This is a genomic window from Synechococcus sp. PCC 7335, assembly GCF_000155595.1.
GTDB lineage: Bacteria > Cyanobacteriota > Cyanobacteriia > Phormidesmidales > Phormidesmidaceae > Phormidesmis.
On the sequence record NZ_DS989905.1, the window covers coordinates 428,497 to 454,664 of the forward strand.

The window sequence follows — 26,168 nt, forward strand, 5'->3', positions numbered from 1 at the left end:
TCTACGATAGATAAGCACTCAGTTTGGTAGCGAACCGGGCTAAGCACCGGCGATAGAAGCTACTTAGCATAGGGACGGGTACCCCAAGGTCGTCAGAGAGGTCTTGCCAGGAATAGCCTTCTAATCGCTTAATGGCAATATATTGAAAATTGGCTCTAGGATGGTCAACAACGCTAACTGATCTAAACAGGCCCTCAGTATCCTCTATTAGGCAAGCTTTTACTTCTAGCGAAAGCCGAAGCGTGGACGGCGGATTCAGTTCGCTAGGATTGCTTGAATCTAGATGCTGTAAGGTTAGTCGTTTGACATCTCTAACCTTTAGTCCTTTGGGCGCAACGGGGAGATAGTCCCTGCTGGCGTCTATGAAAAATCGACGCCTAAGTAGGAAGTTAACCCACTGTAGGACTTCTCCTTTTTCAAGACTGTAATCGTCAATGCGATCACACACAAACATGAACAGACGTTGAAGTGCTTCTGCGTAGATATCTTCATACAGTAGTTGCAACTGTCCTTGACAAGGCCGGCATAGCTTTTGCGCCTGCAACAAGGTAGTAACCAACTCATTTAAGGCTCTTTGTCTAGCTGCACTTCCTTTGGGTGCATTTTGAGCTGAGACCACAAGTTGCCGTAGATAGATGTCTAGATGAGGCTGTTCAAAACGGGTAGATAAGTCCATTGTTTTGGTTGCCGAGACAGGTTTTCAGTACACGAAGATCAACTAGTGCAATCAGCTTCTCGTACATCACTCTCAAATTTGAAGGTTCTTTCTCGAGTGTATTTTCTGCTAATTCTCTCTAGCTGAAAATCTTTATCAGATAATTCAAGGACTTCCAACCAGGAACAACTAAGCATCCAGTGAAAGTTTGGAGTACTCTTTGCTGGTCTATAGTCCTATTTAAGCAATAGAAAAGCTAAGTAAAGGATAGAAAAGCTAGCTTTTAGCTGGGTTACTTCATAGCTAATCAGAGTTTAGACATTCAAGAATCTATGATTGACTTGGGAATGACTACTATAAATTAACGGCAGCAGACACGTCGGATAGTGTTACACCATCGGGTTGTTGTCAAACAACCCGCGACTCTAAGAGAGCCGATTAGCTCAATTAGAATGCTTACTACTTACTGCAAAGCTTTGCAGAGCGGCATCATTACTCTAAAAGAAAGATGTGATGTACACTCGTCTCTATTTGTTACACTTTATCTTCATTGATCACAATATGGCTATGGATCATAATCAACTTCGCTATGAGAATTTGGACTGTCTTTAGATATAAGAGTAGCAGAGCTATCTTTAGTTCTTACTTCGCTATGGCTAGTGTTGACTCTATATAAAAGCAGTTTCTGAAGATCGAGTGGTGAGACTGATGTAGTCGGCATATCCGCATAGGCTACAGCGCTTGTTGAAAGTGTGACAGCGATGGCGGAGAGTATAAGACGTTGTGCAGGATGTATTGTCGACATAGGAATTACCTGGAATGTGTACGCAAGAATGTATAAGTCATGAACAACACCTTAGGTTGTGTTCTCTATATCTATTCAATTGTCCGAAGGACTACGATCAGGGTTAAGAAGGGCTAACTTATGGCTGACTTACTAACCCAGCAGTCAAATAGACCCTAAGTCGCTGTTCAAAGGTTGGCCAGATTGAGCATCGACTAAGACGTGCTGAAGGGACTTAATACGGGCAGCGCTAAAGAAGACACTGTTGACGCACTAGATTCTAAACGCCAGACCAACACAAAACCTTCGGTCTAGCTAAGAAGCTAATATCGAATTCACTGAGATTGAGATGTTATTTTAGAGTTCGCCAACAGTATCAGCGAAGCAGTATCTCCCTTTTGTTGACTTGATGTTCTTTGCCAAAGAGTTTGTCCTATCCACAGGGACTATTGCGTCTAAGCGCTATAGCCGTGGTAATCGAAATATGCTTTCGATCTTTGTTGAATTTGTTTTGCTCGCTTTTGCACTTCTGGCAATATGTTAAGCGATCGCGCCTTGATAACCTCTGAGTAGTCTAAACTTGAGCCGTCTCCTAGGCTCAAGAAAGTCATGATCTGTTTGATAGTAGACGCTGGTGCAGCGCATAAGTCCTCATACCTAATAGAAATGTATTCCTCAGAAGGGAGTTCGCTAATATTGTTCATGAAGTAAGTGGTTGCTTCTACCGATGCTTGTATAGAGCGACGTCGCCCTATACCCAAGTGCTTAGAGGATAGAACCCTGACCAAACTACGCTTAATAGGATTACTGAATATCTCCCGGTAGATGGGCGCAATTAAAGCGGTGTATTCGTTCCAGTCATAGATCACACTGCGCGAAGCCTTTAATTTAGAGCTAATAACATGAACAGGATGGCGATGAATAAAAATAAACCTTGTACCAGGAACAAGCTGCCTGACCCGTAAGAACTGGGGAAAGTCCCAGGGATTTTTTAGCAGTAGCGGTTTGGCTGGGTCAGAAATAGCTTGAATCTTACGGCATAGCTGCTGAAAGGTAGGCAAGTTTCTTGGCGTTATGAACAGCTTGTCACTGGCTACATTCTTCAAGATAAACCCGTATTCTTCAGGCAGGTTTGGCGTTGCCGCAACCTGGTCAATCTTGCGATCACTTATTCCTAATGCGTTAAAGTGATTCTTTAATTCCTGAATAGCCTGCTTTTCCTTTTGATTGACATAGTTAACGTCAGTTCGGGTTAAGCAGCAGGGGGAAGTTCCCATTCCATATGGAGAGAAGGCTTCTTCGGTTGGTGGCAATAAGCAATCAGTCCACAGAGGATGTTGACCCAGCAGTTGACCGGACTACGGTGACGAGAATGCTCTATCTGCGAAATGTTCTTCAGTTGGTCGATAATCGTTTCGATGATGGAACGTTTGCGCGAGAGTAGCTTGTCAGTTAGCCGCACTAGCTGGTTCTTCATGTTGCGCCGAGGCTTAGCAAAGAACTCGATGTTGAACGCGTCGAGTAGTTGCTTAGCCAGCTGCTTCGATACATAGCCTTTGTCTGCGCAGACTTTTCCCCATAGTCCAGTAAGTAAGTCAAAGGCGGGCTCACGGTCGTCCGTATTGCCCGGGGTCAGGGTGAGGTTGAGTAGTTCACCGCACTCGTTCACCACGAGGTGTAGCTTGAAGCCATAGAACCAGCCGACAGAGGTTTTGCCCCTAGCTGCCGTATCTTTGCAGACCTTATGCTGCCAAATGCGACGGTTGTGGCAGACCGATAGACTGGTCGCATCGATAAAACTAATGCCTGTACAACGGCCGAAGCAGCGCTTCAGATAACAACACAAGGGAAACAAACAAGAGGGCGTCCATTCGACAAAGCGGTTATAGCTGACTAGCGTTGGAAACGCTTGCTTCCAGTACTGGCATACATGATGAACGTAGTAGTGTTTGAAGGTGCGGTAGTGGCTTTGGTGAAAGCCGATGAGTATCGTCATCACTTCGCTTAGGCTCAGCGAACGAGCGCGTTGTCGCGTCTTTAGATGGTGGCTTAGCAGTTGACGCTGCCAGAGGGGTTCAAACACTTGGCAGAAGTCATCGACGTGGCAGAACAGTTCTTCTAAGCTGAACATAGTGGAGGATAGGGCTGATGGGTTTTACAACTTCAGCTTACCTATCCTCCTTTCTTCGAGCTTTCCTTATCCCGAACTGACGTTAGTTAGACAGAATCTCGTCATACTTAATAATGTGGTAGGCTCTTACCACATTAAAGCAACCTGTGTCAGCAAGCGTTTTGTACAGCAGTGTTGTTCCTGAGCGCTGATCTCCCAGAATGATGATAGGCGCGACCTCAACGTCCTTCAGCATGTTTAGATGCGGACTATCAGGACTATTTATTGGGTTTGTAGATTGCATTGTATCACCACCGATGAAGTGCTTTTTGTCTTTAGCGGTCAATATGCAAGAAACAGCCATGGTGTCTCTAGGAGGGAAGATAAGATTCAACAATCGAGACGACACTGTCTACACCATTCTCTTGCTCAATCTGGGCTTGTAGCTGCTGCGCTCGTTTGGAAAAACGTTCACTTGCAACGATGCTTCGAATACTCTTCGCTAGGCGATCGCTGGTTAGCTCCATTTGAAGATGAGTCGCAGGACTAACACCAAGCTGTTCGAGTTGCTCTCCCCAGATGGGCTGGTCAGCAAAGAACGAAACAACAATAGAAGGAATGCCAGCTCTCAAAGTCGCAGCGGTCGTTCCACCGCCGCCATGGTGAATAGCTGCAACCACTTTGGGAAAGAGCCAGTCATGCGGCACTTCTTTGAGCAGGTATATAGAATCAGGTAGCTCTGCCGTGCTAACTTCTCCCCAGCCAGAACACAATATGGCTCTTTGCCCAGTTACAGCTAGCGCAGAGATAATAGTCTGTGCTAGCCGTTGGGGATGACGTGGAATCATACTGCCAAAACCGACATAAAATGGCTTAGGGCCTTTGTCGAGAAAGGTTTGTAATGCTAAGGGTGGATTAAACGAGTCTGCGGTATCTAGAAAGCAGTATCCAGCTTGATGAACGAAGTTGCCCCAGTCTGGAGGCGGAGGAATGACTGCCGGGCTGTAGCAGTTGACCACAGGCATTCGTAGACCAGAAGAGTACCGATAGCTAGGACCAAACGGAGATGATATTTGGGGTAAGTTCAGTACCTCTTTTCTGAAACGATTGATAATTTCGGCATAGCGACGCCAGAGAAGAAGTTTTACCAAACGGTAGCTAAGCAGGTTGCCTAACCCTCGTATCAACCCGTCGGTGCGCTGCGAAAACTTCAAGAAGGGAAACGCTCTTGTCTGCGCGGTAGGAAGTAAAGTTGCTAGTATTCCCGGAACTCCTAGTGCTTCTGCGATGTGGTATCCCCAAAGGGTTATGGGCGAGAACACAATCAGTTCGCTGTCTTTACAGGCATTCCATGCATCAGACATTTGTTGCCATAGAAGCTCATCGTCAATTAGTCTCACGCTATCTCCTTCAAGCAGATCAAGTCCGATTGGTGAACTTAGTAGCGTCTTAAAGTTTCCTGAAACAGATAAGAAGGGGATGTTGAAGCAAGCAGCGAAGCTAGCGAAGTTAGAACTGCCTGCCAAAGTCACGTTGTGTCCTTTCCTCATCAGACCAAGCGCAATGGCACAGTAGGGCTGAATGTCGCCGCGAGAGCCAATTGTCAAAATAGTGATGTTTGCCATACCGCTTGGTGCTACCAACTTTCTCTGGTTCACGGTCAATATTTGTTTAAGACACTGTAGACAGCCTACTTCTGATATGTCAATCTTGAGGAGCGAAAATTATGCAGATTAGCGTTGCTGAATTCAGGTATGAATCGGTAATCGCCAGGGAGGTACCTTAACTAATAAGAAACAGATTATTTATGAGGAGGTTGGCACTGCTAGTTTGTAGGTACTATCTGGTAGATGTTCTGTTTCCTGAAGCCAAAGAAGTCCAAGTGATTTTAGACAACCGCGACCCCCATACAGTTGCGGCGCTCTACAGAACGTTTGAGCCTGACGAAGCCCTGCATATCCTTAATCGGCTTCGATTTAACTACACACCGAAGCACGCTCGTGGTCTCAACATGGTTGAATTTGAGTGCTCTATCCTATCTAGGCAATGCTTGAGTCCTCGCATTCCTGAGTTTGAGCAGCTGACTCAGTGACTCGCAACGTACGAACGCGTCCGCACGTTGCTATAACTAGTGCGACTGACTATCAATTTCCACTCTAAGACACTGCTCTAGTGCCTGCAAGTCCATATTAAGTTCTTCTCTGAGTATATAGGTTGCTACGCCGCCAGGTGCAGGCGCTTCTTTGTATTCTTCTAATATGGCTAGGAGTAGATGCTCTGGTGCAATCTGCGATTTTTCCTGCTGCTTTGCCTCATCTAGCGCTAACTCAATCACTCTTTTCATTCTAGGAGCGAAGGGCAGCGTTGGGGGGAAAGTACCTTCAGGAGGAGCCGGACGAGTTCCTAGCCACTTGATGACAATAGGGTGTACGCGCTCGTAGCTAACGCCGACTGAGGTAAGCGCTCTTGCGGCAATGCTTTTTCCTTCCGCTAGTATTCCAAGTAGAGCACATTCTGTTCCTAATATGTCGAAATTTATCTCTCGGATCGGAATTTCACCCAAACGAACGACTTCCTGCGTCTGCGCGGTGAAGATCTTGTGTCGTGGGATAGCCGCATTTGTCACGTCGCCTAGCGCCATCGAAAATATTGCTCTTAAAATATAGTCAAACGCGGCGCTGTCCATTCCCCAATCTGTGGCAATGTTGCCCTCTCGCTGATACATCTTTATTAGCGATTCATAGATTTCTCCATCCCCCTGTACAAAAGATTTCATACTCCACAGCCAGCGCCTGGCGAGCATTCGCACGGAAGGACTATTTAAGGCACTATTTCGGTTCATTTCAGTTCGAATACCGTTCAGTATTTTCTGCCATTCCTCTTCTCCTTCACGAAGCCGATAGTCAAGTACTTTTTGTTGTTCTGGTGTGAAATATTGAGTGGTCATTGTGATGGTCTCCATTGTTTGAATTAGGTTGCCAACCGCAACTGATTGAGTGGTTTCTAGCTCCTTGACGATGCTGTTCAGGCGATTAAGCAGCGTATGGGATAGCGAAATCTGTTCGTGCAGGCGATGCCTATGCAGTTCGATTACTTGCGGCAGCGAATAGCCAGGACGCTCCAAGCAATTACGAATTTCGCTGAGCGAGAAACCTAGCTGTCGTAAAGACAAAATCTGCTGTAGCCGGATGATATCGCGATCGCTATACAGCCGATGGTCAGACTCACTGCGGTGTGAAGGCACTAGTAGCTGAATCTCATCGTAGTAATGCAGCGTCCGCACCGAGAGGCCAGTTTGTTTAGCCAGCTCGCCAATCTTCAGTAAGCCAGACATCTCTATCTACGCTCCTACTCTTCAAAAGTTGTGAAAGAATTGCGGTTGATAGATTCATTCTAAAACCTGACGTTGCGTGAGGTGCAAGAGCTATTCTTTAACTCTTCACCGGTTGAGTACTCAGCACCTTTCCTATCTTCTGAACTACGCATAGCAAACGCTTTGATGTAATAGGACGTTTGCTAGTCGAGTTACCTGCCACCATACAGCAATTCTGACTGATAAAAATGTCATAAGCAACTTGACAGAAGCTACAGAAGAGATTTCATATAGAGCGTTGAACCTCATGTAGTTTCAACAAAACTCAAAAGTTACTTTCATTTTGCTCCTTGCTATTCTCTCTAGGAAGATAGAAAAGCATCGTTCGGCGAATGGACAAAACAGCTATATAGACTGCACCAAGCAACTGCACCAAAGTATTGCCGCAGACTGCGTTGCATTTTCTTATCGGTTCAAGACACTAACCTTAGGGCTCAATGTGATTGCAACAGATATCTCTCGCCCGCTAGCAAAAGTCGGCTACGCTTTCAGCGAATACAACTTTTTACCGTACGTAGATTTGCATGAGAACTGCAACGTTGGCCAAAAGAGACCCGTTTGCTCTTTAATTTGGGACTATGTAGAAGCAAATGCAGGTCGAATCGTAACAGAGTGGTTTGAGCCCTTTCGGGCTTACCTTCATAATTGCGAATATCAGAGCGCTTAAGCTCAAGACCGTTGGACTTATCGTTCAAGTGCTTCCTTCAATATTGAAGAAAGGGCCGTACTCTTGAAGTCATAGAGCTATCTAAGGAAAGATCTTATGCCATTCGCCATGTGTACAATGTCTTCTGCATAATGACTTTGTTCATAGGTTGAGCGTGACTTATAGCAGGTGCTTTTTGTAGAAGCTGCTTTTATCATTGCTATATTCGGATGTTACGACACTTCTATGAAACCTCTACAGCCAATGTCTTTTATCGTAGCCATTGCGATCCTGGTGTTTGCTGGCCTGTTATCTGCATGCGAAAGTAAGATCCTTACTCACTCAACTACTCCGCCTACTCCAGAGGCGCCTGCCGAAACCGCTCCCTCTAACGTAGAACAAAACTTGTCAGTCGCAACAGACTGTGCAACCTATCAAAAGGCTTTCGAACTACACCTCGATTCTGAAGCAGTTAATTGCAGCGCTGATTTTCTTGAGGTAGCCGCGACAGGTATTCCTGATTTAATATCTGAAGTCAGTGAAGATGTACCGATGGTAGGCATCCGATCTTGGATACAAAGGGTTCTCATTCCCTACGATTACCAGTGGCGTATTCCTCTTTCTCCTACTTGGTTATCTGAACCTACTGAAGCCAGTGCGCGTGGGCCAATAGCGGTGGCAGTTGACGGCGTGCCAATTTTTCATTACGAGCGACGACCTGATGTCTCGACCTCGCTAGATAACCATGAGCAGCACAATGATACCGTTACCCAGGGCGAATTAGACCAGTGCGGCGGCCACGCAGGGCAAGGTGAAGATTATCACTATCACTACGCTCCGGTTTGCCTAATGGATAAGCATAGCCCTGACTTACCCATTGCCTTTTGTCTTGAACGGTGCACCTATCTATTACGGTGAAGGGGGTGATGACTACTATGGACGCGGTAGATACAACAATCTTAGTTATCTACCGGATGAAGCACTAGACGACTGCAACGCATTGCAAATGCCAGACGGTAGCTATGTTCATTCCACCACCAAAGACCCACCTTATGTTGTGGGTTGCTATCACGGCGCTTTTGACACTGAGCTGCAGATAGAACCACCGCCCTTCGATGCCCTAGCACAGCGCACACCAAACCCCCTAGAACGTTGAGAACTCATTGGGTTTCCATGCCGTTTTTGCACCTTTGCCATAGTTTCTAGACGTTCAAGTTGGGGGCTGAAAGCTAACTATAGCGGTGCTTTCAGATTCTAATTGCCTCTGGTGACAGCAATACTCGCACAAAACCTATCAGCACCGACATAGAGGTACTCATGTGTTTGTCCCTGCTTAGGGGTTGGTGGGTCTGCCAAACCAGTACGCTTCAAGAAGAAGGCGACCCCGATAGCTACCACACAGCCTAGGGTTAGCCCTGTCAATAGTAACCCTATGACAAAATTACGTAACCGCTGTATATCCTGTTTGATATGGGGGGAAGGGTTACTAGTGGGAGAACCCTGCCGAAGAGGATCAAGCCCTGCGTCACTAGTAGCTTCTTGCTCAATATCGTTTGCATCGGGCAAGGGGTTTTGTTGAGGGTCGTGGAAGGGAGAATTTGTCACAGAGAACAGTTTTTCATGTGTGCAGTCATGTCAGCATTGTCATATCCCGCTGGCAGTGCTAGACATCCATGATAGCTGAGTTTGAAGTAGTTCGTAAGAGGGAGCGATCGCCTGCTATCTTTCTGGCAGTCCCCTTTGTATGCATCGATCGACTTCTGCGAAGAAGGTAGAGAACGAAGCTACCGGGGATAATGCTTATGGGAAAGAGCTTTCGGCAAGACGGATACCCTCATCAGCATCCTTACGCCTTTCGGTCAGTAGCACATTCCCTTTGCTAGCAGGGCAAACGCATACTCGAAAAAGGTAGGATACTGAATAATTAGCGCATTATTCTGTCTTGCCAATGAGTCAGTCAGCTAGCCCATCGGGTTCACTGTTAACGCACTTTAATCTGGGAAGACATCGAAGCCTATGGCCATAGCAAGTCAACCTGGCTTAAAACGTTCCTCAGCCTGCCGAGCGGCATTCCATCGCATGACACGATTGCCAGGGTGTTTGCGCTGCTAGACGATTGATGCAATGGGCGCACAGACAGAGATTGCTAAACAGATTATTGACAAAGGTGCTGACTACGTTCTGAGCCTCAAAGGGAACCAGGGTAACCTGCTCAAAGATGTGAAACAGTTGTTTGATTGGGCAGTTAAAACCGACTTCAAGGACATTGAACACGAAGCCTACCAAACGGTTGATAAGGGGCATGGCCGGATTGAGGTCAGGCGCTACTGGCTACTCGATAAGGTTGAACATCTTGAGAATGCACAGCGCTGGAAAGGACTCAAACGGGTTGGAATGATTGAAACAGAGCGTCGCATTGAGGGGCAACCAACCACGAAAGAACGACGCTACTACTTAGTCAGTCTAGACGGTGGTGTAGAGCGCTTTGCCTACGCTAGTCGCGGGCACTGGGGCATAGAAAACAAGCTACATTGGAGCTTAGAGGTCGTTTTTCGTGAAGATGACTCGCGCATTCGTAAGGGCCATGCGCCGGAGAATATGACCATCATGCGAAAGATTGCACTCAACTTACTCGTTAAAGAATCGTCCAAAGGTTCTAAGAAAAACAAAAGACTCAAAGCTGGCTGGGACAATGACTTCCTCATTCGTGTCCTACTCGCTTGAGTATGCGTTTGCCCTGCGCTGCGGTCAGCCTGTCGGCTCAGCTAACGTCAGCTCATGGCATCACATAGGAAAGCCTGCTATCGCGAAAACCTAACAAGCGATGCGTAATCATGGCAACATCCGCTGTTTTGACAGTGTGTGTCTCACACGTTGTTTTCCTACTGATTCTTGTATTTCTATGCTTTCTTTGACTAGGTCACTCATTCTTGGGAGTCAGGCGGCTGCGCTTGCGGCTGTCGGTGTTTTGTTATCAGCTGTGGCCGCTCAGGCGCAAACGATTGAGTGGACAGATGTGCCAAACGTCATCGTACCGGCTGAGATTGGCACGAACACGATCGTGAGACAAGGCAACCAAATTATGTTTGATGCCATCGCTGATGGCCTTTATGTCCGGTATAACGGGAACTGTCAGTCTCAGGTGCTCTATCGCCTCTTGATTGGTAGTTTGGATGAGAATAGCCAGCCGATTGATGTTATCGACTACCCGAACGAACGATGGTTTGAGGCGAATGATTATCAATCGGCTATCCTGGCTACTGCTTGTGAAGCGTCTCAGTAAAGCGCTCAGACAGGCAACTAGCGCTATCCCGACGCGACCTGCTGACTTAGTGGTGGCACCAGCAGACAGAGAAACAGTGTGGCTGAAGATCGCCCTCAAAGGGCTATTCTGCTCGCGCACCACACAGGACGCCAGGTTTGGCATAAAAACGCTGTAAACCTCTCTGTGAGGTGCCTATAAGCATTTTTAGCCTCTTCAAAGGACTAACCATTTCTTACCCATTGATGAGAGAGAAGAAGCAGGCAGTATCCATCCCTAACCAAGACGTCATAGCCTTTATTCTGACTACCATGCCGTCGCTACAGTCCACCGAGATAACGGATGTCACGCGACTAAAACGAGTAGTCAACAGGAATTCGCGATGACCTAATGGCTGCTAACTTAGGGAATGATCGCACTTCAATCAACGTGGTCACTTACTCAAAGCGGTACCATCGCCCTGCCACAGTTGCCCGTTCCGTATCGGCAAAAGGGTCGCTTTGGCTAGCTGAGATCACGCCAACTGTTCTGCTATACCGCGCAATTGGGAGTTCTAAGAACAAGAGCTATCTCCACCACCCCTACTATGCGCGCTTTCGTTAAGCTGATCGGCTTTTGCTTACTGGTGTTCAGCATCTATCTGCTAGGCAACAACATCTTGTTTACGACCAATGTCTCTCCTTATTGGTGGAGAGGAATCACCGCTGACGCATCTATCTTTTTTCTAGCAATCGGCGTGCTGTCGCTAGTCTTTCTACCCAACGAGTTCAGGGAGATTGGTTGGGTATCGACTGCCCTTGGCATCTTAGCCGTCTTCATAAGCAGCCGAGCTATCCTGAATCCGACTAGCCTATGGGAGTTCTTTCTAGCCTTCATAGTGATGGCGATTGGCTATCAACTGTTTTTAACCGGTCGAATACCCCTACTGTAGTCGCAGCTCCTTAGCCTTCAAAGCACGAATCGTAGGAGAGGGTATTCCTACCTAGAGAGAGAACATAGTCCTTTTTCTCTCTGTTAAAACAAAAGTACTAGGCAAAGTAGTCAAGTAGAGTCGGCAAGACGTTTGCGAAGCGATATCGCCGCCACCGACAGCAGCACGAGGAAAGCGTAAGATGATTCCCATTCCATCGGGAACAGAAGATTTTTTGTGGACACTCAAAACAGGCATATGGTCGATAGGCACCGCTTCCTGGGTGTTTGGTATCTCGGATAGAACGTTAGCCGCCTTGATGGACGGTTACCTATCGGCAATCGACATCGTTCAGCTATGTACAGCTGCCTTCTTCTTCACCAGCTGGCTGTTCCTTAGGCCTATGCGACTGAAGCGCAGTGACAGCAAAGCTTCGTAAACACGACCATTTGTAGCTAAGCATCGTATCAGAACTCACCAGCGAAAAGCCCCCCACACATATCTCATCAGAAACAGTACGGAGGGCTTCTCAGCTTATTCAATTTTTGTAATCAAGCAATCGTCGTCAGACTATGCGTTGATAGAAGGAGCAGTCAAAGCAACAGGAGCTGCTTCACCAGCGGCCAAATCGAGCGGGAAGTTGTGAGCATTGCGCTCGTGCATTACTTCCATACCCAAGTTAGCTCGGTTCAATACATCCGCCCAGCTACCAATCACACGACCCTGTGAGTCAATGATCGACTGGTTGAAGTTGAACCCGTTCAGGTTGAACGCCATAGTAGAAATACCTAGCGCTGTGAACCAGATGCCAACGACTGGCCATGCACCCAATAGGAAGTGGAGGCTACGGCTGTTGTTGAAACTTGCGTATTGGAAGATAAGACGACCGAAGTAGCCGTGCGCTGCAACGATGTTGTACGTCTCTTCTTCCTGTCCGAACTTGTAGCCGTAGTTCTGACTCTCAGTTTCTGTAGTCTCACGTACCAAGGAAGAAGTTACCAAGGAACCATGCATAGCTGAGAACAAAGAACCACCGAATACACCCGCTACACCCAACATGTGGAAGGGATGCATCAAGATGTTGTGCTCTGCCTGGAACACCAACATGAAGTTGAACGTACCGGAGATACCCAACGGCATCCCATCAGAGAACGAACCCTGACCCAACGGGTAGATCAAGAAGACTGCAGTTGCCGCTGCGACGGGCGCAGAATAAGCAACACAGATCCAGGGACGCATACCCAACCGGTAGGATAGTTCCCACTCACGACCCATGTAGCAGAAGACGCCGATGAGGAAGTGGAAGATAACCAACTGGTAAGGGCCGCCGTTGTAGAGCCACTCGTCTAGAGAAGCTGCTTCCCAGATAGGGTAGAAGTGCAGACCGATCGCGTTAGATGAAGGCACAACCGCACCAGAGATGATGTTGTTGCCGTACATCAGTGAACCAGCCACCGGCTCACGGATACCGTCGATGTCGACGGGGGGTGCTGCGATGAACGCAATTACGAAACAAGCTGTAGCAGCAAGCAAAGTCGGGATCATCAACACGCCGAACCAACCTACATAGAGGCGGTTCTCGGTGCTGGTAACCCACTGACAGAACTGCTCCCACAAGGAAGCATTTTCGCTTCGTTGAAGAGTAGTTGTAGTAGAAACCATTGAATGATTGCGGAATGAATGTGGACATGCATGTAACAAACGAAAGCGCGAATATGACTGCTTTTGTTCGTTGGTATATACCTATCATAGCATATGTAACGAAATATTGCAAACGAGTTTACAAATTATTTAGATTGTGAACTGCCTATAAACAAAGGATTCTACGGCTATCTATAAAGAAATTCATGCTCAGCACCAGTCAATATTATTTACTTTTGTGAATAAATTTTACTTTTGTTTACAATATCGTTGTGATATGACTTTTCGTGGATGTGTAGTTTGATCCAATCATTTAATAGTGCTTCTTTGTCAGCAGACTCAGCTGTTCGATTGAGGCTTCCTTTGGTCCAGGGGCAAGAGACTTCTTTGACCTGTCGAATACATGCAGGACTTGCGCCTGAGCCTTCTGAAGAACCAGAGGAAGCGCTGATTCAGCTTTTAGAGCATATCCGCAGTGTCCTGATCTCATTGCTGAGCTATCGGCTTCAGCCTTCTCTATCGACGATTCAAATCGGCATAGAAACCCTGACTGAGGGGGATACGATGCCTGCTCAGGCGCAGCGTCAGGTCATGGAGCTAGCGTTGAGTGAACTCTATGGGCTACGTGAGTCGGTCGAAGGTTTTCTTGATTACTTCACGCAGATATGGTCAATGACCATAAATTTCGTTCAGAGGTGCTCTGACCAGGATGTCAGTTTCTATCTGAGCGCATTGTTTGAATCGTTACCTGCCGGTATTGTGGCGTATCAACCTTGGGTGACGACAATTCGACTACGGCTAGCTCCTTTCTTAGAGAAGATGATGCGGCAGCGCAACGGTGTTGTGAGTCTTGCGCGCAGTCGGCAGCTGGCGCTGTTAGAACAAGAACGGCGACAGGTGTTAGCGATTGTGAATCATGAACTGCGGACGCCGTTCTCAACGTTGCAAGTTTGCCTAGAATCGCTAAAAGAGGAGGATAACCTCTCCATAGAGAACCGTCAGACGCTTTTGGAAGTTGCCTGTACGGATTTAGCCCGACTTTGCTTGTTGGTGCGTGATATTGATTTGTTGTGTCGTCTCAAGGCAGGACAGATCTGCTTTCAAACAGAATTGCTAGATCCGAGGGATACGTTACAGGTGGCGCTCAGCAGCTTTCTAACGCAGACGCCTGAGATAGTGCTATCCAAGCTTCGGGTCGAGTGGGCTGCTCAGCTATCTTCTGTTTGGGTCTATGGTGACCGGATGGGGGAAGTGGTGAAACGGCTGCTGGAGAATGCATTTCGCTTCACGGCGACCGGCGAAGTCAAAGTGGACGTTCAGGTCGTTAGCTCAGCGGACGCTGAGACTGACTCTCCGTCTGATTCAACGGCTTCTATGCTGAAGGTCTGCGTTTCAGATACCGGGCGGGGAATTGGAACGGATAAGTTAGCTCGTGTGTTTGATTGCTTCTATCAGGAAGAAGCTTATCTTCAGCGGACGAAAGGAGGACTGGGGCTGGGCTTGACGATTTGTCGCTCGCTGGTCGAGGGCATGGGGGGTACGATCTGGGCGGAGTCTTCTGGTCAGGAGCAGGGTAGCCAGGTATGCTTCACGTTACCTGTGTACGCTGTGCCGTAGGCGGTTTGGGGCAGTAATCGCTGGCTATTCACAATAAGAGACCCCTATTAAAACTTAGGTGGGGTCTCGATATTGATAAGGGATTTTATACGTTTTATTGTATTGCTCAACAGATGCGAGCAATTGGGATAACAAGGCTATTTAGTTACAGTTCCTTGAGATAACAGCAGCGAGCAGTTGCCTGCCATACCTCGCGATTATAGCTGACTGAGTATGGCTGCTCTATGGTCTAAATCTTGTGTTTCACTCTACGATGAAAGGAGCTATTTTTATCAGGTGCTTGTTCTATGGTCGTCAAAACCGTTGGTAATCCGCCCCCCAGTGCTGATGACCTAAGGACAAATCTTGAGCAGCAGTTGCCTGAGATTATGACTCACTTCAACCAGGTGTTGCAAGAGCAGTTTGGCTTCCAAGGTGTGCGTGTCGGTGGCTTTACGGTCGTTCCGGCAGATGCGGCGGCTAGCGGTATTTCTTGTGATGAAGAGAGTTGTTCTGTTGCAGAAGCCAAGGCGTAGAGTTGCTATTCTGATAGCTTTTGGTGGCGCTTGGATGTGCGCTGTTGCAACTACGTGTTTGCGACCACCTATCAGTTCTTGAGTCTGCGTGTTTGAACTGTCGTAAAAAGGGACGTTAATTTAGTGGTGTTGACAGAGCAGACCGTGCGATCGCTATGACAGCCAGCACATACGACGAGGAAAAACTGAACCTTGCCTTCACTCCGTTAGCTTCTTCAGTTATCGTCATGTGCTCCTTTCAGAGGTGTCCCAATATTTTTGTTTTTATTACAACACCTCTGAAAGGAGCTGTGAGGGCTTTTTCCTATTTGGGATACGATGAAATCGTCCTTTAGGTGCTGCCCCTGCCACCGCTTATGCTGCCTCCCATGATAGTGAACCGTTCCTTTATCCAGGCACTGGTAGCTGCAGAAGCACCCTGCTGTGGACTCGGACTGGTCGAATTGGATAAGAAAAAGAGCGGATTTGTCGCCATGCGCCCCGGCGAAATCATTCCTCAAGCCTGCTTGGGCTTAGGCTTCAACTTCGACCACTCTCTGTACGGTAGCAGTCAGTTTGAAGTCGTCCATTTTGCCTTTGAGTTCTATAGATTTAAGCAGTACCACGCCCTGATGAATCCGAGCAATCCGCTGGTTCAAGTCGTTCTTAAAACCATGTTAGAGAGCCGTGATTACCTCTTCTTCTCGATAGAAGAGAAGAGCGGCAGCATCACCACCTTTAGAAGTGAGCTAAACGATGAAGTGATGTCTGGCTTTCGGCAAGACTGACATTCACAGCAAATAGCAGTGATCGCACAGCAGCAGCAGGCGAACGCACAACAGGTAGCCCAGCATACAGAAGCGATTACAGCAATCACTCAACGTCTAGAGCAGTTCGATACCCGACTAGAGGAAACACGCCGGCTTGTCGCTAAAAATAGCTCAAATATTGCACAGCTTACCGTTAAGAAGGATCGCAATGCTGAGCTAATTGCAGAGTTAAGAACAGCACAGCGCGAAAATGCTACACAAATAGAAGCCCTCGCAGAAGCATCTCGCACTCAGCTAGCAGGTATTATTGGCAACGGAAGACGGAGCGACCGAATAGAGCAGCAGGCTAGCTAGCTGAACTTCTTATCGAATTGATCAGCAAACTACCGTCGGCTATTTGTGATTGCACTTCTCCTCAGGGAAACACTTCTCTGATTGAGGTGCGTCGTAAAGTAGACGATATAGATTGCTGCAGCGAACTTACGGAAACCATGTAAACCTAAATTTATATTTATATGTTTATATGCTTTTATGCAAGACACTGTCACTTAGACCGCTTGATTTCCCGTAATTTTTACACATATTGCTATCTTTACCTATCTATATGTTTATATGGTTTCTATGTCTCAGATAAGCCTGTAAACGTATGAAATGGATAGCAGTCTCAAACACGAAGGGAGGTGTAGGGAAAAGCACAGTATCTCTATCTTTAGCTCGGGTGAATCCCACCTTTTCAACTGAGTGTAAATGCTTAGGCATGAAGGGCTGACATCTTCGCTATGCTAAAAACGTCCTATCACAGCGTTAGCGCCTAACTCAGTATGGATGCCTCTAGAGCTGCTCAAATCAAAGCCTATGCTCGTGCCATCGCCGCACTGTTGTACGAAGATGTACGAAGAAACTGAGCATGCGAACCCTCAGCAGCTAGAAAACTTCGAGGGGGTTGAACAAGCAGTGCGCAGTCATCTTATAGATCATGTCGGTCCTGAAATCGGGGAGTTTTTTGTCAAAGCGCAAGCGGTCAGCAACCTGGACGAAAGCGTACCCTCAAAAGCCTCATCGGTGACATCCAGCTCACGCGCAGCCAAGCGCAAGCGCTAAGAATTAAGGACCATAGCCGCATCAGTCCGCTGTTAGAGAAGTGTTGCTTACTGCTGAGTGCGAACGAGTCTTATCAGAAAGCTGAGGAAGATATCGAAATGCTCACTGGACGTCGGGTTGGACATAGTACTCAGCAGCGATTAGTGCATCGTCAGTCGCTGGGTCGGGCAAATGCTCATAGTTCTGTGGAAGAGCTGAGTGTGGATGGCAGCAAGATTCGACTGAGAAGCGCTAAGGGAAAAGCGTGTGAGTGGCGAGACTACAAAGCGATTAAGTTACATCAGCAAGTGATCGCGGCTAGTTTCCGAGACAATCTAGCGTTGACGGATTGGACGAATCAACAACCGTTAGCTGAGCGCGTAAGATGCCTGGGCGATGGCCATGATGGTGTCTGGAACATCGTTGCTGAAATTGGCACAAGTACTCAGCGACGAGAAGTTCTTGACTGGTATCACCTGATGGAGAACTTAGCGAAAGTAGACAGTTCGAGTACTCAGTTGATTGACCTTGAAGAGCTGTTGTGGGAAGGAAAAGTGGCAGCGGCAATTGCGAAATTAGAAGGCTGTTGTGATGGCCATGCCCAGCAGTTCATGGGCTACTTGAAAAAAACCAGCACCGGATTGTGAACTACGATGATGACTGGTGGCGAGGGATTACGATTGGATCTGGAGAGATTGAATCGGGCATCAAACAGATTGCCGCGCGAGTGAAGCTGACGGGTGCGCAGTGGAATGAAGAGAACGTACCGCAGGTGCTCAATCATCGATGTGCTTATCTCAACGGTGAGTTCAGGGCCGTGACTGGGTCACCTGAAGCTGCCTCAGCCTGAGCGCGCTGCCTCGTCTGTTCCCATAGCTTTTGCAAAAGTGGGATGTACCCTTCTTCTGTAGCATCTGTATGGAGCAACTCGGCAATAGCGCTGACATGAGCATCCATTTGGGCTTGTTTCTCTAGCGTCATTCTCTTGTCCCTTTGACTAGCGTATAGGTCTAGCTTACTTTTTCTCTACACAGAGGATGACGTGCTCCCCCATCAATAGCTCTACCACTCGCTACCACACGGAGTTGCAGAGCAGTAATGAGAGTCTCTAGAGCAGTCGATTTGATACGACTCTCAATCACAGGTGCAAAGCAACAGGAATTTCAACTGAACGGACTTCACTGAATGATATCTGGGTTCAAAATCAGCACACTTTCGCATTCCCAATACTCACTCTCGTTTTCGCAGGGTAGCGAGACGTGCAGCGCGTCAATGCCGTCTAAGGTGAGTCGCTCGAGGAAGGGTCTGTACAACGGCAGTGCATTGCTTATAGGCAGTCGCCACGGCAATTGCAGCAGCTCTGATTCGCCGTACACTGACAAGATCCTACCCTCAATGGAAAACTCGAACGAACAGGCTAGTTCTCGGCTGTCGCGGCTCCAATCTCTAAGACCAGTGCCCGAGCCTACAGGCGAGGCCCAGAAGCCGGCGAATTGAATCGCCAGCAGCTTAGTCTCTTCTTGAAAGCGGAATAGGTGCTCTTGTAGGAATACGTCAGTGCCGTGGTGGACTAGTTGCATTCGCTGCCAGCTCGTTAATAGTGGCTCAGCGGGTGGACGGGTGATGGTAATAGTTGTCAATGGTTTGGGTAGCGTGCGACTCTTGCAGGCTGCCCAGATTGATGATAAAATCCTACATCTACAGATGACTATGCAACTTGAATATGTGGAAGTGCTTCGGCTCGTCGGGGCTGAGAGACGGTTGCACCTGGAAATGACAGGCTGTGTTGTAGATCATGCGGGTCATTGCGATCGCTGGGAAACTAAAGGCTCCATTGCTCGTCCCTATTAACCTCTATAAGGCCAATCCATATTACGAAGAGCCTGAACCAGCTTCCTGACAGAATTACTACCAGTCGAGCGACTGTCTGCAGTCAGGAAGCAAATAACTGAGAACGGAGGCGTGTAGTATGCTTTGGCTGTAGCTGTCGCCAAGGAAAATCCATAGCCCCCATTGTCTTTCTTACTCTGTTTATAGGTGGAGCGCTGCTAGCCCTAATTGGCGACGCTATCTTCATTGCTCAAGGGTTTCAAGAGAGTGTTCTGTGGGGCTTCTTATGCTTCATTTTACTGGTTCCGCTAGTGTTTTTGGTAAGACAGTGGAATCGACGCAAGTGGGTCAGACGCGCTGTGTTTATGAACCTGGCCGGACTTACTATAGCCATCTTGGGCGCAGGACTGGCCTACAGTTTTGGTGAACCAGGTAGCTTCTACTCACGCACCGCTAGTCATGGAGACCATATTGCTCAAACCAACACAGACAGGAACGTAGCCAACAAAAGTGCATCTGATATAGGCGAAGGGGCAGTGTTGCAAAAATGGGCAGCGCCTCTCTGAGCGGGTAATCTGAAGCCCTCTGCCATCGAATCCAGCCAGCCATATGTCATCCTCCCGGCCATTCAAATGGCGTCACTTCCAGTCAGAGCTGATCCTGATAAACGTTCGCTGGTATCTGCGCTATGGCCTGAGCTACCGGGACTTGGAGGAAATGATGCTCGAACGCGGTGTCAAGGTGACCACACGACAATCTACCGCTGGGTTCAGGCTTATAGCCCCGAGTTGGATAAACGCTGTCGCCGCTATCTCAAACCCACCAACGATTCATGGCGGGTGGACGAAACCTACGTGAAAGTCAAAGGTGTTTGGAAGTATCTCTATCGAGCGGTCGATTCGGCGGGAAATACCTTAGACTTCATGCTCAGTGCGAAGCGTGATGCAAAAGCCGCAAAGCGCTTCCTGCGAAAGGTACTCAACGCTTCACATACGATTGAACCGAGGGCGATCACCGTTGATAAAAATGCAGCTTATCCGCCTGCCATCAATGAGTTGAAAGCCGATGAGGTGTTGCCAGAAGCGACGAAAACAAGGCAGAGCAATTACTTGAATAATACGGTTGAGCAGGACCATCGCTTCATCAAACGGCGTGTCAATCCTGGGCTAGGATTTGGCTCCTTCAACACGGCTCGGCGCACGCTCAAAGGGTATGAGGCGATGAATATGATTCGTAAGGGTCAGCCCACAGGAGTGAACAAAAACGATGTGATGGAACAGATCTCATGTATCAACGACATCTTTGGTGTGGCTACATAATTAACGACAGGTTGATGGGACTCGTCTGACCTCGATAATTTTTTGCAACAGAACCCTCGAATGGTCGAGAGTGCCTGTAAGTGGCTGATTCAGCAACGCTTTAAGGGCGTTGGTATGCGCTGGAGCGAGCCAGGACTGAACCATCTGTTGCAGTTGCGAGTCGCTTGGGTCAATCAACGCTTTGACCCGTTGTTTTCTCAACACGCTTTGGTCCTTCCTATCGTCTCCCCGAACCGCTAGATGCGCCCATACTCTACCTAACTCCCTTTAACCATCCAGCCACCCCAAAGATCTCAATGATGAAAGAGGTATGTTTCATGACATCTCCTTCATCACCTTTAATTTGACCTTTTGGCAGTTTGCTCTCTTTTTAAACTGCATCTTCATTTAGATTCCAGCTAAGGCGCTTGTGCCGTAGAGTCTCTTCAATTCTTAGTGATGCAACCGTACAGAATCTTCTCCTGATTTTACAGGCCATAAAAAGCGATATTTCCTCATGACTTTCTCAACTCTGCTCGCTATCATTTGAGATCGAGATTAGTCGTATAGACGCCACAGCCGATGAATACATTACTCTCTCAGCCAGCTACCAAGCTGACGGCTACGCCAGCTGTTTTTCATTTAGAACAGGTGAGCAAGGTCTATGAAATGGGCGAAGTCTCTGTGCAAGCGCTGGGCAGCGTCGATCTTGACTTATATGAAAGCGAGTTTGTGGTGCTGCTAGGGCCTTCGGGCAGTGGCAAATCGACGCTGCTGAATATCTTGGGTGGGCTAGATGTGCCTTCTAGTGGCCGAGTGTACTTTCGCAATCATCAGCTTACGGCGGCTAGCGATGCGGCGCTGACTCAGTTTCGGCGGCGCTCGGTGGGATTTGTGTTTCAGTTTTACAATTTGATTCCTAGTCTGACGGCCAAAGAGAATGTGGCGCTCGTGACCGATATTGCAAGGCACGGAATGAAGCCTGAGGCCGCTTTGGCGATGGTGGGACTCGGCGATCGCATGAACCATTTTCCGGCACAGCTTTCTGGGGGTGAGCAGCAAAGAGTTGCGATCGCTCGGGCGGTTGCCAAGCGCCCCGAAGTCTTGCTATGCGACGAGCCCACTGGCGCACTCGATTTTCACACGGGCAAGCGAGTACTGGAGACGCTCGCTAGCGTCAACCGAGAGTTCGGCACGACCACCGCTGTAATTACGCACAATGCGGGCATCGCCGCTATGGCCGACCGGGTGGTGTACATGCGTAGCGGCAATATCTCTGAGATCAAACAGAACGCGCAAAAAGTCTCGCCCGATGCGCTGGAGTGGTAGGTCTATGAGCTGGCGTTGGCTAAATTTGAGCGGTCTCGGTCTTAGCGGATTCCGGCTTCAATCACTAGATAGAAAGCTGCTGCGCGATCTGTTGAAAATGCGCGGTCAGATCTTAGCGATTGTGCTGATTGTGACCTGTGGTATCGGTTCGCTGGTGACGATGATGAGCGCCTATAGCTCGCTAAAGCTGACGCAGCAGACCTATTACGATCGCTATCGATTTGCTGAGGTGTTTGTGCAGATGAAGCGGGCGCCTGTGTCTTTGCTAGATCAGGTCGCGGCGATTCCTGGCGTGCAAACGGTACGATCGCGTGTTGTGGTTGATGTCACTGCCGATGTTCCAGACCTAGCTGAACCGGCCACGGTGCGCCTGGTTTCTATTCCAGAACAGCCGACGGCGATGCTCAACGATCTCTTTTTGCGCTCTGGCCACTATCCTGAACGGCCCGAAGAGGTGCTAGCCAGTGAAGCTTTTGTGGTTGCCAATCAACTAAGCGAAGGCGACACCATTGGCGCAGTGATCAACGGTCGCTGGCAAGCACTCAAGATTTCAGGCGTGGCCCTTTCGCCAGAATATATCTACGAGATTCGCGGCAGCGAACTGATGCCTGACAACCAGCGCTTTGGCATTCTGTGGATGCCCCGCGAAACCCTAGCAACCGCATTCGATCTCAAAGGCGCCTTTAACGATCTCTCCTTGACGCTGCTGCCAACCGCGAGCGAAGCCGAAGTTCTCTTTCAGCTCGACCATCTCTTGACGCGCTACGGCGGACTTGGCGCTTTTGCTAGGGAAGACCAAATCTCTCATCGCTTCATCTCCGATGAAATTCGCCAGCTCTCGGCCCAGGCTGTGCTACTGCCCAGTATCTTCTTAGGCGTGGCCGCTTTCTTACTCAATCTGCTGCTGGCCCGACTGGTCAGCACCCAGCGAGACCAAATCGCGGTGATGAAAGCCTTTGGCTATAGCAATGCTGCCGTGGGCGGGCACTACCTCAAGCTGGTGATGGTGATTGTGGCGATCGGCTCCGTGCTGGGCTTGGGGCTAGGCGCGTGGCTTGGCTCTAGCCTAACCCGGCTCTATGCCGAATTTTATCGCTTTCCGATTCTGCAGTTTGAGATTGGCACGAGGGTGGTGATTGTGGCCTGTCTGGTGAGTGCGGGGGCAGCGACCCTTGGAGCGGCACTGTCGGTGCGCCGGGCGTTGCAGCTACCGCCTGCCGAGGCGATGCGACCAGAGCCACCGGCGGTCTATAAACCGACGCTCATAGAAAAGCTGGGCCTTCAGCACTGGGTGTCTCCGGTGCATCGGATTATCTTGCGTAATCTGGAGCGCCGCCCCTTGCAGGCGGGATTCTCGATTGTTGGAATAGCGATCGCGGTCGCGATTTTGGTTCTAGGTCGATACTTTCAAGACGCGATGGCGGTGATTGTTGACGTGCAGTTTCGCACTATCCAAAGAGAAGACGTGACGCTGGTGTTCAACCAGCCGCTGTCTTCGCAGGCGCAGTTCGATTTGTATAGTCTGCCGGGTGTCCTGCAAGCCGAACCTTTTCGAGTGGTGCCTGCTCGGCTGCGGTTTGAGCATCGCACCCACCTAACCGGGGTGACGGGCGTCCTGCCAGAAGGAGAAATGCGGCTGTTGTTAGATAGCGATCGCCAGCCGATACGCCTACCGCCCGAAGGCATCGCCCTTTCTGAAAAGCTAGCGGATATTCTACAGATCCAGCCGGGTGAGCTGCTAACACTAGAAGTCTTAGAAGGCGCTAGACCTAAGCGACAGGTACAGGTCAACGGCATTTTTAATGAGCTGATTGGCCTGTCTGCCTATATGGATATGGGCGCACTTAATCGGCTAATGCGTGAAGGGACAACGATATCCGGCGCTTACCTAATGGTCGACCAGCGGCAGCAGCAACCGCTTTATCAGCAGCTCAAACAGACGCCTGCAGTAGCTAGCGTTTCGCTCAGAGAAACCGTCATTCAAAAGTTTGAAGAGATTATCGGTCAGAGCATGGGTGGATTTAACCAGGTGCTGGTGGGATTCGCTTCGGTGATTGCCTTTGGCGTGGTGTACAACGCCACCCGGATGGCGCTCTCGGAGCGGAACCGAGAGCTGGCGACGCTGCGAATTATCGGCTTTACCCAAGGTGAAATCGCGTTCATTTTGCTAGGCGAACAGTTTGTGCTGCTGTGCGCGGCAATTCCGTTAGGCTTTGGCATTGGCTTTGGTATGGTGGTCTGGCTCACGCAGATTTACGACTGGGAGCTGTTTCGCTTTCCGCTAGTGGTCACACCCGCTAGCTATGCCTTTGCCTTTATCGTGATTTCGCTGGCGGCGCTGGCCTCTGGCTGGATTATTCGCCGCCAGCTCGATCGACTTGATTTAGTCGCCGTACTACAGACCCGAGAGTAAAAAAAAGAATAAGAAAGAGTAAGGAGGGCGCTGTCATGCAACAGGCTAGCGATCAGAACATAGAAGAAACAGAACTAGAAACAGAGAAACAACAGAACATAGCGTCCGCCTATCCAGAACCTCTGCCGTTTCAGGCGTCGCCAAAGAACTCTGCTGAGCCTGAGCCTAAGCACAAAAAACGAAGGCCACGTTTACCCAAACTGCCGCTACCGCCGCTATCACTGCCTAGGTGGTGGCCCTATGGCCTAGCCGGTTTGGGCGTAGCTGGCGCGATCGCCCTAGCTTTCAGACCCGCCCCCATCGCTGTAGACATCGCCGTTGTAGAACGCGGCCCGCTGCAGGTGACCATTGCCGCTGAAGGTAAAACCAGGGTAAAAGAACGGTTTGTAGTCGCTGCGCCAGTGACTGGCCGGCTAGAGAGAATTGCGCTAGACGTGGGCGATCGCGTCACCGCTGGAGAAACCATTGCCCAAATTGACCCGCTCCCGCTCGGCACGCAGGTCAGCGCCGCCCAGGCCAAGCTGCAAGAGCTACAGGCTCAGATCAGCGGCGTAGAGACCCAGAGGCCCAAGTCGCAAGAACTGGTTCAGGCGGAGGCCAGACTGCAATCGGCGCGGGCAGAGCAGCGGGCCGACGAGGCTGAGGTGGCCAGGGCCGAGGCGCAGTGGGAACAGGCCAAAAGAGATCGTGATCGCACCGCCCAGCTAGAAAGCCAGGGAGCCGTTTCTCGTCGCGACCTAGAAATGGCGCAAACCCTAGAAAGCACTCGCCAGCGCGAGTTAGAAGCTGCTCGCCAGCAGCTCGCTCAGTCCGAGCAGGCCGTCAATGCCGCCGCCGAAGACATTCCGCTACTGCAAGACCAGCAGCGCGATCCGGACTATCTAATCGGGGTCTATCAGGCGCAGATTGCCGCTGTCGAAGCGGAGCTGGCGAATCTGGCTGATGAAGCGAGTCGCACTACCATCACTGCCCCAGAAGCTGGCGACGTTTTGCGAGTGATTGAGGATAGCGCTCGCTTTGTGCAAGCAGGCGACTCGCTCGTCGAAATCGGCAATGCCGAAGACCTAGAGCTGGTGATAGACGTGCTCTCTGCCGACGCAGTGAAAATACAGCAGAACAGCAAAATTATTGTGCAGCAGTGGGGCGGCCCGGAGACGCTAGAGGCTACCGTCAGCGCCGTGGAGCCTGCCGCCTTTACTGAAGTCTCGGCGCTGGGCGTAGAAGAGCAGCGCGTGAATATTATCGGTCAGTTTGATGCGAGCAAGATTCCCTTGGGAGACGGCTATCGGGTTGAGGCCGAAATTGTCATTTGGGAGAGCGAGGAGAGTGTTCAGGTGCCCGTCAGCGCCCTGTTTCGCTGTCAGCAAGTCTGGTGCGTCTTTACTGTAGAAGGCGATCACGCCCAGCTGCAGCAGGTTGATATTGGTCAACGCAATCCTTTTGACGCAGTGGTCTTAGCTGGACTAGCACCCGGAGAATCGGTAATTTTGCACCCGAACGAGCGTATAGAAGCAGGCAGTCGAATCAGCCAGCGGTAGAGTGGAAGTAGCTGTTGTTTGGCAGAGCTTGAAGCTATAGCTTTCCGCACTATGCTTACTACACTTAGAAAAGCTACACCTCTTTTTCTATAATGCAAAGCGCCATAGCAAAGTGCGTAGGCTTTGCCTTCTCGAAGAGTATGCATCCGCGCTTTGCTATATCTATGTAGAAGGGACTCTTCCGCTGAGTATTGCTGATAGGACAGACAAAAGCGAAGCCTATCCTTCGGTTAAAGCTTTCAGGACTCAAGAGGAGAGCGGGTCGTTTACACATTTGTTCGTGACCGGACTGGAGAGCAAATTCCAGTCAAACGAAATCGCTCCGTTTCGGTACGTACACCTACCAAATCTCCTCGCCCATTGGTTTACCCCAATCGATTTTCGGCTCAGGCGGCTCCGTCATCTGTTCAAGCAATTC

At 49.3% G+C, this 26,168-nt stretch carries 29 protein-coding genes and 5 pseudogenes; 24 read left to right on the top strand and 10 right to left on the bottom strand.

Annotated elements, in window-relative coordinates:
* Position 1: 1 nt before the first annotated feature.
* From S7335_RS21680 to S7335_RS21700, 5 genes are all read right to left on the bottom strand, one after another.
* Entirely contained in the window at positions 2 to 676 is a 675-nt protein-coding gene (locus S7335_RS21680) for a hypothetical protein (RefSeq protein WP_006458436.1), read from the bottom strand.
* Positions 677 to 1,894: 1,218 nt separating this feature from the next.
* Positions 1,895 to 2,716, bottom strand: a complete 822-nt coding sequence (locus S7335_RS21685; RefSeq protein WP_006458337.1) for a sulfotransferase — start codon at positions 2,714 to 2,716, stop codon at positions 1,895 to 1,897.
* Positions 2,692 to 3,570 carry an IS982 family transposase gene (locus tag S7335_RS21690; protein ID WP_006453390.1) on the bottom strand — a complete coding sequence of 293 codons (879 nt, stop codon included), beginning with the start codon at positions 3,568 to 3,570 and terminating at the stop codon, positions 2,692 to 2,694. The genes S7335_RS21685 and S7335_RS21690 overlap by 25 nt, the downstream gene beginning before the upstream one ends.
* A gap of 82 nt (positions 3,571 to 3,652) precedes the next feature.
* Complete coding sequence (locus S7335_RS21695; RefSeq protein ID WP_006457843.1) at positions 3,653 to 3,913, bottom strand: sulfotransferase family protein; 261 nt, start codon at positions 3,911 to 3,913, stop codon at positions 3,653 to 3,655.
* 7 nt (positions 3,914 to 3,920) lie between these two features.
* Positions 3,921 to 5,207 carry a glycosyltransferase gene (locus S7335_RS21700; RefSeq protein ID WP_227500090.1) on the bottom strand — a complete coding sequence of 429 codons (1,287 nt, stop codon included), beginning with the start codon at positions 5,205 to 5,207 and terminating at the stop codon, positions 3,921 to 3,923.
* Positions 5,208 to 5,377: 170 nt separating this feature from the next.
* On the opposite strand from S7335_RS21700, the pseudogene S7335_RS21705 reads away from it, so the two are divergent.
* Positions 5,378 to 5,632, top strand: a pseudogene (locus S7335_RS21705) (transposase); the annotation flags it as partial.
* Between the two features lie 45 nt (positions 5,633 to 5,677).
* Here S7335_RS21705 and S7335_RS21710 read toward each other — a convergent pair.
* Positions 5,678 to 6,883, bottom strand: coding sequence for a MerR family transcriptional regulator (locus tag S7335_RS21710; RefSeq protein WP_006458362.1), 1,206 nt, complete (start codon positions 6,881 to 6,883; stop codon positions 5,678 to 5,680).
* Positions 6,884 to 7,205: 322 nt separating this feature from the next.
* Here S7335_RS21710 and S7335_RS21715 point away from each other — a divergent pair, with 322 nt between their 5' ends.
* From S7335_RS21715 to S7335_RS21725, 3 genes are all read left to right on the top strand, one after another.
* A complete protein-coding gene (locus tag S7335_RS21715; protein ID WP_006457816.1) occupies positions 7,206 to 7,589 on the top strand; it encodes a hypothetical protein in 384 nt (127 codons plus the stop codon).
* Positions 7,590 to 7,814: 225 nt separating this feature from the next.
* The gene (locus S7335_RS21720; RefSeq protein WP_038019426.1) at positions 7,815 to 8,486 is read left to right on the top strand and encodes a YHYH protein; all 672 of its coding nucleotides are present in this window, start codon (positions 7,815 to 7,817) and stop codon (positions 8,484 to 8,486) included.
* Positions 8,458 to 8,724: a hypothetical protein gene (locus tag S7335_RS21725; RefSeq protein WP_038019428.1), complete on the top strand. Its 267-nt coding sequence runs from the start codon at positions 8,458 to 8,460 to the stop codon at positions 8,722 to 8,724. Before S7335_RS21720 ends, S7335_RS21725 begins: the two co-directional genes overlap by 29 nt.
* A 98-nt stretch (positions 8,725 to 8,822) precedes the next feature.
* On the opposite strand, the gene S7335_RS21730 is transcribed toward S7335_RS21725, so the two are convergent.
* Positions 8,823 to 9,173 carry a hypothetical protein gene (locus tag S7335_RS21730; protein ID WP_006458306.1) on the bottom strand — a complete coding sequence of 117 codons (351 nt, stop codon included), beginning with the start codon at positions 9,171 to 9,173 and terminating at the stop codon, positions 8,823 to 8,825.
* A gap of 401 nt (positions 9,174 to 9,574) precedes the next feature.
* Here S7335_RS21730 and S7335_RS29585 point away from each other — a divergent pair, with 401 nt between their 5' ends.
* From S7335_RS29585 to S7335_RS21755, 7 genes and pseudogenes are all read left to right on the top strand, one after another.
* The gene (locus S7335_RS29585; RefSeq protein WP_227500103.1) at positions 9,575 to 9,688 is read left to right on the top strand and encodes a transposase family protein; all 114 of its coding nucleotides are present in this window, start codon (positions 9,575 to 9,577) and stop codon (positions 9,686 to 9,688) included.
* Positions 9,681 to 10,292: pseudogene (locus S7335_RS21735) on the top strand (ISAs1 family transposase); the annotation flags it as partial. The gene S7335_RS29585 and the pseudogene S7335_RS21735, both read left to right, overlap by 8 nt.
* A 178-nt stretch (positions 10,293 to 10,470) precedes the next feature.
* Entirely contained in the window at positions 10,471 to 10,851 is a 381-nt protein-coding gene (locus S7335_RS21740; RefSeq protein WP_006458087.1) for a hypothetical protein, read from the top strand.
* A complete protein-coding gene (locus tag S7335_RS28080; protein WP_157620619.1) occupies positions 10,835 to 11,008 on the top strand; it encodes a hypothetical protein in 174 nt (57 codons plus the stop codon). Before S7335_RS21740 ends, S7335_RS28080 begins: the two co-directional genes overlap by 17 nt.
* 212 nt (positions 11,009 to 11,220) lie before the next feature.
* Positions 11,221 to 11,433, top strand: coding sequence for a hypothetical protein (locus S7335_RS21745; RefSeq protein WP_006458250.1), 213 nt, complete (start codon positions 11,221 to 11,223; stop codon positions 11,431 to 11,433).
* Complete coding sequence (locus S7335_RS21750) at positions 11,417 to 11,761, top strand: hypothetical protein (RefSeq protein WP_006457761.1); 345 nt, start codon at positions 11,417 to 11,419, stop codon at positions 11,759 to 11,761. Before S7335_RS21745 ends, S7335_RS21750 begins: the two co-directional genes overlap by 17 nt.
* A 181-nt stretch (positions 11,762 to 11,942) precedes the next feature.
* Positions 11,943 to 12,179, top strand: a complete 237-nt coding sequence (locus tag S7335_RS21755; RefSeq protein ID WP_006458019.1) for a hypothetical protein — start codon at positions 11,943 to 11,945, stop codon at positions 12,177 to 12,179.
* A gap of 131 nt (positions 12,180 to 12,310) precedes the next feature.
* Here the strand turns inward: S7335_RS21755 and psbA are convergent, their stop codons facing one another.
* Entirely contained in the window at positions 12,311 to 13,402 is a 1,092-nt protein-coding gene (gene psbA, locus S7335_RS21760) for a photosystem II q(b) protein (RefSeq protein ID WP_038019432.1), read from the bottom strand.
* 366 nt (positions 13,403 to 13,768) lie between these two features.
* Between psbA and S7335_RS26390 the strand changes: the two genes are divergently transcribed.
* The 6 genes and pseudogenes from S7335_RS26390 (at position 13,769) to S7335_RS21790 (ending at position 18,192) form a co-directional block, all read left to right on the top strand.
* Positions 13,769 to 14,998 carry a sensor histidine kinase KdpD gene (locus tag S7335_RS26390; protein WP_006458240.1) on the top strand — a complete coding sequence of 410 codons (1,230 nt, stop codon included), beginning with the start codon at positions 13,769 to 13,771 and terminating at the stop codon, positions 14,996 to 14,998.
* Between the two features lie 287 nt (positions 14,999 to 15,285).
* Positions 15,286 to 15,513 (top strand): hypothetical protein, encoded by a 228-nt coding sequence (locus S7335_RS21770; RefSeq protein ID WP_006458390.1) that lies wholly within the window; start codon positions 15,286 to 15,288, stop codon positions 15,511 to 15,513.
* Positions 15,514 to 15,881: 368 nt separating this feature from the next.
* The gene (locus tag S7335_RS21775; RefSeq protein ID WP_006458363.1) at positions 15,882 to 16,280 is read left to right on the top strand and encodes a hypothetical protein; all 399 of its coding nucleotides are present in this window, start codon (positions 15,882 to 15,884) and stop codon (positions 16,278 to 16,280) included.
* Positions 16,281 to 16,298: 18 nt separating this feature from the next.
* Positions 16,299 to 16,616: a hypothetical protein gene (locus S7335_RS21780; RefSeq protein WP_006458030.1), complete on the top strand. Its 318-nt coding sequence runs from the start codon at positions 16,299 to 16,301 to the stop codon at positions 16,614 to 16,616.
* A gap of 292 nt (positions 16,617 to 16,908) precedes the next feature.
* Positions 16,909 to 17,031, top strand: a complete 123-nt coding sequence (locus S7335_RS29590; RefSeq protein WP_157620621.1) for an AAA family ATPase — start codon at positions 16,909 to 16,911, stop codon at positions 17,029 to 17,031.
* 52 nt (positions 17,032 to 17,083) lie between these two features.
* Positions 17,084 to 18,192 (top strand): annotated as a pseudogene (locus S7335_RS21790) (ISKra4 family transposase).
* A 328-nt stretch (positions 18,193 to 18,520) separates the two neighbouring features.
* Here the strand turns inward: S7335_RS21790 and S7335_RS21795 are convergent.
* On the bottom strand, positions 18,521 to 18,982 hold the full coding sequence (locus S7335_RS21795) for a hypothetical protein (RefSeq protein ID WP_006458183.1): 462 nt from the start codon (positions 18,980 to 18,982) through the stop codon (positions 18,521 to 18,523).
* On the opposite strand from S7335_RS21795, the gene S7335_RS21800 reads away from it, so the two are divergent.
* The 7 genes and pseudogenes from S7335_RS21800 (at position 18,966) to S7335_RS21830 (ending at position 25,750) form a co-directional block, all read left to right on the top strand.
* Positions 18,966 to 19,193 carry a hypothetical protein gene (locus S7335_RS21800; protein ID WP_038019440.1) on the top strand — a complete coding sequence of 76 codons (228 nt, stop codon included), beginning with the start codon at positions 18,966 to 18,968 and terminating at the stop codon, positions 19,191 to 19,193. The genes S7335_RS21795 and S7335_RS21800 overlap by 17 nt on opposite strands.
* Before the next feature lie 290 nt (positions 19,194 to 19,483).
* Complete coding sequence (locus tag S7335_RS21805; protein ID WP_157620623.1) at positions 19,484 to 19,738, top strand: hypothetical protein; 255 nt, start codon at positions 19,484 to 19,486, stop codon at positions 19,736 to 19,738.
* 43 nt (positions 19,739 to 19,781) lie between these two features.
* A pseudogene (locus S7335_RS21810) lies at positions 19,782 to 20,491 on the top strand (IS6 family transposase).
* Between the two features lie 60 nt (positions 20,492 to 20,551).
* Positions 20,552 to 20,731 (top strand): annotated as a pseudogene (locus S7335_RS21815) (ISKra4 family transposase); the annotation flags it as partial.
* Positions 20,732 to 21,052: 321 nt separating this feature from the next.
* Positions 21,053 to 21,799, top strand: coding sequence for an ABC transporter ATP-binding protein (locus tag S7335_RS21820; protein ID WP_006458061.1), 747 nt, complete (start codon positions 21,053 to 21,055; stop codon positions 21,797 to 21,799).
* A gap of 4 nt (positions 21,800 to 21,803) precedes the next feature.
* The gene (locus tag S7335_RS21825; protein ID WP_006457832.1) at positions 21,804 to 24,212 is read left to right on the top strand and encodes an ABC transporter permease; all 2,409 of its coding nucleotides are present in this window, start codon (positions 21,804 to 21,806) and stop codon (positions 24,210 to 24,212) included.
* A 35-nt stretch (positions 24,213 to 24,247) separates the two neighbouring features.
* Positions 24,248 to 25,750: an efflux RND transporter periplasmic adaptor subunit gene (locus S7335_RS21830; RefSeq protein WP_006457798.1), complete on the top strand. Its 1,503-nt coding sequence runs from the start codon at positions 24,248 to 24,250 to the stop codon at positions 25,748 to 25,750.
* A 73-nt stretch (positions 25,751 to 25,823) separates the two neighbouring features.
* On the opposite strand, the gene S7335_RS29595 is transcribed toward S7335_RS21830, so the two are convergent.
* Complete coding sequence (locus S7335_RS29595; protein WP_227500104.1) at positions 25,824 to 26,057, bottom strand: type II toxin-antitoxin system PemK/MazF family toxin; 234 nt, start codon at positions 26,055 to 26,057, stop codon at positions 25,824 to 25,826.
* Positions 26,058 to 26,168 lie beyond the last annotated feature (111 nt).